This window comes from Gammaproteobacteria bacterium, assembly GCA_003696665.1.
GTDB lineage: Bacteria > Pseudomonadota > Gammaproteobacteria > Enterobacterales.
In genome coordinates this window covers 1-8,584 of sequence record RFGJ01000594.1, presented here as the reverse complement: position 1 = coordinate 8,584, position 8,584 = coordinate 1, and the positions used below count along the sequence as shown (strand labels likewise).

General features: G+C 50.1%; 9 protein-coding genes. 1 reads left to right on the top strand and 8 read right to left on the bottom strand.

Features of this window, described 5'->3' with window-relative positions; translation table 11 throughout:
• A partial coding sequence (locus tag D6694_14445; GenBank protein RMH35839.1) for a tail-specific protease occupies positions 1 to 2,106 on the bottom strand: 2,106 nt, incomplete at its 3' end.
• A 116-nt stretch (positions 2,107 to 2,222) separates the two neighbouring features.
• Positions 2,223 to 3,407 carry an acyl-CoA dehydrogenase gene (locus D6694_14440; protein RMH35838.1) on the bottom strand — a complete coding sequence of 395 codons (1,185 nt, stop codon included), beginning with the start codon at positions 3,405 to 3,407 and terminating at the stop codon, positions 2,223 to 2,225.
• Positions 3,408 to 3,493: 86 nt separating this feature from the next.
• On the opposite strand from D6694_14440, the gene D6694_14435 reads away from it, so the two are divergent.
• Positions 3,494 to 4,360, top strand: coding sequence for a hypothetical protein (locus D6694_14435; GenBank protein RMH35837.1), 867 nt, complete (start codon positions 3,494 to 3,496; stop codon positions 4,358 to 4,360).
• Between the two features lie 104 nt (positions 4,361 to 4,464).
• Here D6694_14435 and D6694_14430 read toward each other — a convergent pair whose 3' ends face one another.
• From D6694_14430 to D6694_14405, 6 genes are all read right to left on the bottom strand, one after another.
• The gene (locus tag D6694_14430) at positions 4,465 to 5,253 is read right to left on the bottom strand and encodes a TatD family deoxyribonuclease (protein ID RMH35836.1); all 789 of its coding nucleotides are present in this window, start codon (positions 5,251 to 5,253) and stop codon (positions 4,465 to 4,467) included.
• A 14-nt stretch (positions 5,254 to 5,267) separates the two neighbouring features.
• Positions 5,268 to 5,633, bottom strand: a complete 366-nt coding sequence (locus D6694_14425) for a pilus assembly protein PilZ (GenBank protein RMH35835.1) — start codon at positions 5,631 to 5,633, stop codon at positions 5,268 to 5,270.
• A 48-nt stretch (positions 5,634 to 5,681) separates the two neighbouring features.
• Positions 5,682 to 6,581 carry a hypothetical protein gene (locus D6694_14420; protein ID RMH35834.1) on the bottom strand — a complete coding sequence of 300 codons (900 nt, stop codon included), beginning with the start codon at positions 6,579 to 6,581 and terminating at the stop codon, positions 5,682 to 5,684.
• Positions 6,574 to 7,200: a dTMP kinase gene (locus D6694_14415; protein ID RMH35833.1), complete on the bottom strand. Its 627-nt coding sequence runs from the start codon at positions 7,198 to 7,200 to the stop codon at positions 6,574 to 6,576. The genes D6694_14420 and D6694_14415 overlap by 8 nt, the downstream gene beginning before the upstream one ends.
• A gap of 1 nt (position 7,201) precedes the next feature.
• Positions 7,202 to 8,191: an endolytic transglycosylase MltG gene (gene mltG, locus D6694_14410; protein RMH35832.1), complete on the bottom strand. Its 990-nt coding sequence runs from the start codon at positions 8,189 to 8,191 to the stop codon at positions 7,202 to 7,204.
• The coding region (locus D6694_14405) for a hypothetical protein (GenBank protein RMH35831.1) at positions 8,167 to 8,584 on the bottom strand (418 nt) is incomplete at its 5' end. The genes D6694_14405 and mltG, both read right to left, overlap by 25 nt.

Here is an 8,584-nt window from a genome sequence, read left to right as displayed (position 1 = left end):
GTGTGCGAGCGCATTCATGAAATCGCTCAGTATATGAGCGGCCTCCTTCAATTCTGGGTCAAAGTCTTCCAACTTCTTATCGTCCGAATTGCTGTGATCTTCAATATTTTTTAACGGCGGAAGGCCTAACAACTGGCGCTTCTTGTTCAATAGCGCCAATTCCTGCTGTTGAATTTGGTTACGCTGCGCACGACGTTTCTCCAAATTAAGCGAGACAATTTTCTCCTCGCCATATTGGCGTCCAAGTCGATATTCCTCCAACAATATTTGATAGTCCTTCGACGCGGCTACACGTTGATCACTCATTGCTTGCAATTGCTTGAGATCTACATTGAGTTCAAACGGCTTGAACGCCGCAGCATTTATTTTGGCCCACGGCAACGGATTCTCCAATGCGGCCTCGCCAAACTCTTTTACATCTACCAGAGCTGGCAAACGTATATCTGGCGTCACCCCTCGTAATTGAGTGCTGTCACCATTGACACGGTAAAAGCGTGCCACGGTATATTTAAGTTGTCCTAAACTGCCCGCTTTCGGATCTGGATTCCACCGGTCCAAATCCTGAATTTGTTGCACCGTTCCCTTACCGAACGTCGTGCTGCCGATCACCAACCCACGCCGGTAATCTTGAATCGCCGCTGCGAAAATTTCCGACGCTGAAGCACTAAAGCGATTGACCATCACAACAAGTGGTCCGTCCCACTCTACGCTCCTGTCATCATCTCGCAACACCCGCACTTTCCGACTAGCATCCTCTTCCTGCACTACCGGACCTTGATCAATGAAAAGCCCTGTCAGCTGTGTTGCTTCTGCCAGCGAACCACCACCATTGCCCCGAAGGTCAATAATAATGCCCTCTACCTTTTCTTTCTTAAGTTCCCTTAATAACTTTCTGACATCGCGGGTTGTACTTTTGTAGTTCGGATTGCCTCGGTAGTAGGCCTCAAAGTCAATATAGAAAATCGGTAACGTAATCACACCAAAGCGATGCTTTTGCCCATCAATGGTCAGTTCCAAGACCTTTTTGCGTGCGGCCTGATCTTCTAGTTTGATTTTTTCTCGAACAATCACCACTTGGCGCGTCGGTGCATCCGGCCCTGCCCCCTTGGGCAGGATCTCAAGGCGAACTTTAGTCCCGGCCTTGCCGCGAATGAGATCAACCACATCATCCAGACGCCAACCTATAACATCAATCATTTCCTCGTCATCTTGTGCGACGCCAACAATCATATCACCGGGACGTAATTGTTCGCTTCGATCTGCGGGCCCACCTGGAACCAAACGAACCACCTTGGTGTATACGTCCTCGGTTTGCAGCACCGCGCCAATTCCCTCAAGTGACAAGGACATTTCGATATTGAAATTTTCAGCCACACGCGGGGAAAAATAGGCGGTATGCGGTTCGATGGTCGATGTGGCGACATTCATAAATTGACGAAAAACATCCGCTTCATCGGTTTGAGCCATGCGCCGTAACGCTGCCTTATAACGCTTACGCAGCAAATCTTTGGCTTGGGTTTCCGTTTTGTCAGCAAGGAGCAATCCAATGAGATCATTTTTTACACGTAGCCGCCAAAGCTCATTCTGCTCACTTCGATCAGCAGGCCACGTGGCGTTTTCCCTGTCGAACAGAAACTCTTCATCACGCGTAAAATCAAATTTCCCATCCAACAGTTTGATCGCGTAGTTATAACGTTCCACCCACCGCTCACGGAATGCATCAAAAATGGTGAACACAGGCGTGAGTTCGCCTTTCGTTAACGCATTATCGAACGCTGTCTGATACTTGGCGAAGTCATCAAGATCACTTTGTCGCAAATAAACTTTGGCGGGGTCAAGCGAATCAAGGTAGCGGCGATAGACCTGTTTCGAAAAATTGTCGTCAAAACGCAAGTCTCTTCGATAGTGATAAAAGGCCAATAAATCTTTAGCAATGCGGGCAGCCAACCGTTGATGACGAGTCGGTTGCAAAGGTTTTAGATCTGTCTCGGTGATGACTTTGGATTCCACCGACTTAACGAGACTCGCCAGCTTGTCCGAAGCGGCATGCACCCCAAATGTGAAGGTCAGAAACAGAAACAGTACGATCGAATTGAAACGGTTCATTGGTGATTTGTTCGCTTAGCTATATACCGTGAGCTTACTTGATGCTGCCTTCAAATCAAGCATTTTATCGGGCGGGACTCGCCGAACGTAGCAAATCCCGCCTGCCAATGCTGAGCCTAGCAAAACGCTTGCAAACCAGTTTGCGCTCTCCCGAGGATGAGTGCATGAATGTCATGCGTTCCCTCATAAGTATTCACGGCCTCGAGATTCATCACATGACGGATGACATGAAACTCATCAGAAATTCCATTCCCACCATGCATGTCACGCGCCATACGTGCTATCTCTAGGGCTTTTCCACAGGAGTTACGCTTGATGAGTGAGATCATCTCCGGCTCAAACCGCCCTTCGTCCATAAGTCGTCCAGCACGCAGCGCGCCCTGCAATCCCAAGGCAATTTCAGTTTGCATATCCGCCAATTTCTTCTGGACCAGCTGGGTTTGGGCCAGCGGGCGACCAAATTGCTTACGATCCAAAGTGTACTGGCGTGCCGCATGCCAGCAAAACTCAGCAGCGCCCAAAGCGCCCCAAGCAATGCCATAACGTGCACGGTTTAAACAACCAAATGGTCCGCGAAGTCCCTTGATTTCAGGGAATACATTTTCTTCTGGGACAAAAACCTCATCCATGACAATCTCACCAGTGATCGAGGCACGCAAGCTGAATTTGCCTTCAATTTTCGGCGCAGACAACCCTTTCATCCCTTTTTCAAGGATGAATCCACGAATGTCACCCGCATCATCTTTCGCCCACACCACAAAAACATCTGCGATGGGTGAATTTGTGATCCACATTTTGTTACCTGTCAAGCGATAGCCGCCATCCACCTTGTACGCACGGCTTTTCATGCTTGCTGGATCCGAGCCTGCATCGGGCTCTGTCAAACCGAAACAGCCAATCCACTCGCCGGTCGCTAATTTGGGCAGATATTTTTCCTTTTGGGCATCGGTTCCGTAGGCATAAATAGGATACATGACCAAACTTGACTGAACGCTCATTGCCGAACGGTAGCCAGAATCCACGCGCTCAATTTCACGTGCCACCAGTCCATAAGCGACATAGGAGGCCCCGACGCAGCCATAACCGTCGATGGTCACGCCAAGTAGACCCATTTCGCCCATTTCGCGCATGATGTCCGGATCAAAATGTTCTTTTCGATTGGCTTCCAATATGCGCGGCATCAATTTGTCCTGGGCGTATTGATGGGCGCTGTCACGGATCATGCGTTCTTCTTCCGTGAGCTGGTCGTTTAACAAAAATATATCGTCCCAAATCGATAACGGCAGTCTTTGCTTACTCATACAATTGTCCTGTTAATTGCCTAACATTCATTGGTAATTTGAGGATGGGCATTTTGGCATAGGCTGCGGTAGTATTCTATAACTGAATCAAGAGATCGGAGCATTTTAGGGGAATTGTGATCAAGCGACTCAAACAAGCCATCACCAACTGGCTCAACCATGAACACCCACGGTCCGAATTACCACCCGTCAATTTTAGCCAGTTGCTAGCCGACATTCGCCCAGGCGATGTTGTGCTCGTCGAAGGACGCACTCGCATCTCTGAAGTCATTCGTGTCATCACGCAAAGCCGTTGGACGCATAGCGCACTCTTTATAGGTGCCCCAGCGACCTATTACGGGACGCCCTTGTACGAACAGTTGATGCGTTATTGGTCTGGATCGCCACAAGCGCCCTTGGTGCTAGAAGGATTACTCGGACAAGGCACAGTGCTCAACCCACTTGAGCAATATGCTGGGGATAATCTTCGGATATGCCGTCCAAAGGGCATCACCAAGGACGACACTCAACGCGTGATTCAATATGCGGTTGATGCGCTTGGCACTGAATATGACTTCCGCCAATTGCTCGATCTCGCTCGATTTCTGCTCCCTTGGGCGCTCGTCCCTCGGCGATGGCGTTCCACGTTATTCGAAGTGCATGCCGGCAAGCATACCAAGACCGTATGCTCTACCCTCATTGCCTCTGCGTTTTCCGCAGTTCGTTTTCCTATTCTGCCCCACATCTTTAAAGCAAATGATGGTTCTATCCGGCTCAAGGCCCGCAACCCAAAATTGTACACGCCAGCGGATTTCGACTACTCGCCTTATTTTGAGGTGTTGAAATTTCCCCCGCTGCCGATGACCCAGGTCGGACTGTATTCCGAATTGCCTTGGGAAGATGGCGTGGTACTCGATCCCGATAACACAACTCCCCGTACCGACGAAAGAGAAAAAAGTGAAGATTCGACTTGAAATTCGAGCAAGATCGACTATTCGTTATAGACAAGTGACGATGTTTGACTGTCTCCCTACCATGTTTCCCCTAACCCGGTGCCAGTGAAGGTGCCGGGATTTTTTTATGTCAATTCGTGTTCTGAGATTTTGAAAATTCGATCAAAATTAGCGCTGGTTATCGTAGCCACCATGTCGAACGGCATTTGCCGCAGCTCGGCGATTTTTTTGGCGACCTCGACCACATAAGCTGGCTCATTGACACGTCCCCGATGGGGCACTGGCGCCAAATACGGGCTGTCCGTTTCAATAAGCATCCTGTCCAGGGGCGTGACATGGACGGCTTCACGCACGTTGTCGGCGTTTTTGAACGTGGCGATGCCGGAATAGGAAAGTACACATCCACGCTCTAGAAATAATTCAGCTGTCTTGGCGTCTTCACTAAAACAGTGAATGATGCTTTGCGCCTCGGACAACTGCGCTTCCGAGAGAACCGCGAGGATGTCTTCCGCGGCCTGACGACAATGGATGATCAGTGGCAATCCCGACTCTTCCGCCAGCGCAACGTGCGCTTCAAACAGTGTTCGTTGACGAGCGCGCTCAGCAGCCGTTTTGGCATAGTAATAATCCAATCCTGTCTCGCCGATCGCGTGATAGTCGCCTGTCTCAAGCAGTGACCGAATCGCTGTCACATCGGACGGCTCATCATCGCTGAGCGGATGAATCCCGGCAGTCAGCCAAACGCGTCCAGACTGTCGATATTGCGTAATCAAGCGCGCGTCTTCGACGCTTGTCGCAATGCATAACACTTTATTTACACCCGCCGCTTGAGCACGCGCAAGGACATCGGGCACGGACTGCCCTCGCTCAGCGAGCTGACTCAAATGACAATGGGAATCGGTCAAAGTAGGCATACGATTTCTATCGACTACATGGTGTGGGTCGGGCGGTCAGAGTTCAATGTGCCCGCCAGATGTGTCTCAATGCGGCTTCTTGTCTTACCTTTGTCGATTTCACCAAACTGGATGCCAACGCCTGCCGCTCGCCCGGAGCCACGCGGCGTAATCCACACCACCTTGCCAGCAACCGGTAATTTTTCTTCATCAAATAAGTTGATCACCAAGAATACTTCATCACCGAGCTTATATTTTTCATACTTGGGTGTGGAGATAAACAATCCGCCATTTTTGAGAAAAGGCATGTACGAGGCATACAGTACACTTTTGTTTCTGATATTGACCTGCATCATGTTGCGTCCAAGCCCGGACGCTGCCACTCCAGTTTTGTCAGTCATCAATGCTCACCCCACCAGCGCTTCCTCGTTTGAAGTTTACCTCAGCCATTACGGCTTGGCCAATTCAGTTTGCCAGCGAATCCAGAGTTCGTGCAGTAATTGGCGCGCTCGTTCACCTTCAGTGATCTGAATTTTTGTCGAAAAGTGCCACCAAAGACGCGTCAACACATCGAGCTGTTCGTTCGTTATCCTGTCCGCATACCGTCTTAAGCCCAAAGCCATGGCGGAAAGGCAGAATTCTGAACCATAACGCCCCATCAGCTCATCCAGCCAATCCAGAGATTTTTGGCTATCTAGGACTACGAAATTGTCAATCACGAGTTGGAAGCGGGTATCAGCGGTCAAAAGCGCCAACGCCTTGGTCGGAGTGCCCGACAGATCAAGCGCAAGTCGGCATACGGACTTGTCGACATTTGTCTGCGCCGACAACCAACCTTCGATTGTATCATTATCGCCTCGGCAATCAAGTGTCACGCAACGACTACGGATTGTCGCCAGTAAACGAGATGGCGTTTCAGTGACCAAAAACCAATAGGTCCGGTTGGGAGGCTCTTCAAGCACTTTCAATAACGCATTGGCTGCTGACTCGGTCATTCGATGCGCATCGGCGATGCAAATGAGACGGAACGGTGCATGCGTGGGTTGTGACTGCAATAATGGCACGACCTCCCGAACTTGTTCGACCCCAATATCACCAAGCTTGCCTGTCCCCTGCACTATCAGCCAATCTGGATGCTGCACAGAATTGACCCACTGGCATGATTGGCACTGCCCACAAGCGTTCTGGGTCTGACAAAAAGCATGCTTGAGGAAGGCACCGATCAACTCGTGAATACAGTGAGCCTCCCAACCACCGAGCAATATTGCAGACTGGGGCAAACGGTTGTTCGCCTGCCACCTAAGAAGTGTTTCATACGGGGCAGCTAGCCACGGCGAAATCTCACTCATCGCCAAGCACCTGTTTCATTCTGAGGAGCAAATCTTCGCACACAACGTGTACAGGCCGAGTCGCATCAATGACCTGAATACGGCCCGCTGACTGTTCTGCCAGCGACAGATAACCGGCCCGAACTTTTTCGAAAAAAGCCCGTTGCTCACGCTCGAATCGATCGGGGCCTCCGGCACGATTGGTGATGCGTTCCAAGCCAATCTCAATCGGGACATCAAGATAAAATGTGACATCTGGTTGGACACCCTGAAGTGCCCAAGTATCCAACTGTCGAATACGCGCCAGATCGACACCACGCCCATATCCTTGATAGGCCAATGTCGCATCGGTAAATCGATCGCATACCACGATAGCGCCTTGCCGCAAAGCGGGCTGAATCTTTTCTCGCCAATGCTGCACTCGTGCAGCGTACAGCAAGAGCAATTCGGTCTCTGGCCACACTGTTTCCTCAGCCGGACAGAGTAACACTTCCCTGATTTTCTCGGCTAACGGCGTGCCCCCCGGCTCACGAGTGAATACCACTTTTCTATTGACTTTAAGATTATCTCTTAAATAATTGATTGCAGTCGATTTCCCAGCACCTTCGCTGCCCTCAATAGTGATAAATTTACCTGTCACGTCATTTCCTCAATTGGTATTTCCGAACGTTTTTATTATGTTCATCCAACGTCTTAGCGAAAACATGCCCGCCATTGCCATCAGCCACAAAATATAACGAGCCATCAATGTCCGGCTGTGCCACGGCAAGCAGAGACTTATAATCTGGACAGGCAATTGGGGTCGGCGGCAAGCCATGTCGACGATATGTGTTATAAGGCGTATCCCGTTGCAAATCGGCTTTACGCAGATCGCCATCAAACTGCTCGCCAAGTCCGTAAATCACGGTTGGATCGCTTTGCAAGCGCATGCCTTTTCGGATTCTTGCAATAAAAACACCTGCCACTTTAGCCCGTTCGTCATCTCGTCCCGTTTCTTTTTCAACGATGCTCGCCAATATTAGCATTTCATAAGGGTCTTTCAGCGGCAGGCTTTTATCCCGCATGTCCCATGCACGGCTGAGCTGGCGCTTCATCCTTTGCACCGCACGCCGAATCAGCTGGCTCGCCCGGTATGGCTTCGAAAACTGATAAGTATCCGGGTAAAACCATCCCTCTGGTGAATCGTAGTGCGCCAGACCAAGCTGCTCCGGACTTGGCACAAAATCCTGAATGATTCGAGTATCACTGGAGATGAGTCCAACAATCTGCTTCCACGTGAGGCCAGGCGGTATGGTGATATGATGCTTAACGACCTCACCGCGTGCGATTTTCTGCATTCTCTCGTACAAAGTCGTGCCGCGCGCCAGCCCGTATTCTCCAGCCAATGGTACCAACGGGAAAACCCTCAAACCGACTTTTATCACCCATTCATCAAGTACTGATCTTGGCGCCTTCAAAGACTTTGCGATGGTGAGTCCAGTGTCTCCTTGCCCCACTTCAAGTGTCATCTGGCTAGCAATGGGTTGATGCCAGTATTGGTAGACGTAAATGGCGAAACTGATGGTGGCAACCACAATAGTAACCAGTGCCCAGCCCAACAATCTGCCTATCCGGTAAGTGTTTTGAGCCATAATCTCAGCTGTTTAGTCTTATCCCTGTTAATTTCAATTGGCATAGCGTCGATAGCACCAATTGGCACGGCGCCACGCACAGAATTCACGAGCCAAACGCCATCGGCACGCTGCAAACAGGCCAAATCGATCTGTTCATCTAATTCTACGCATTCCCCAACAGTTTCAATACATCGAATTATCCATTTCCGAGCCAATCCCGCGACACCAAACCGACCTAAACGGGGTGTTTTCCACCGACCATCCAGATGGCAAATCAGATTAGAGATGGTGCCTTCTTGGACAAACCCCGAGGTATTCACCAACAAAACTTCATCGACTTTACCCGCGCTCAAAAGGCCAAATGGCTTTTTATAAACGGCTCTTGCCGATAATTTTACACCAGGGAAAGGT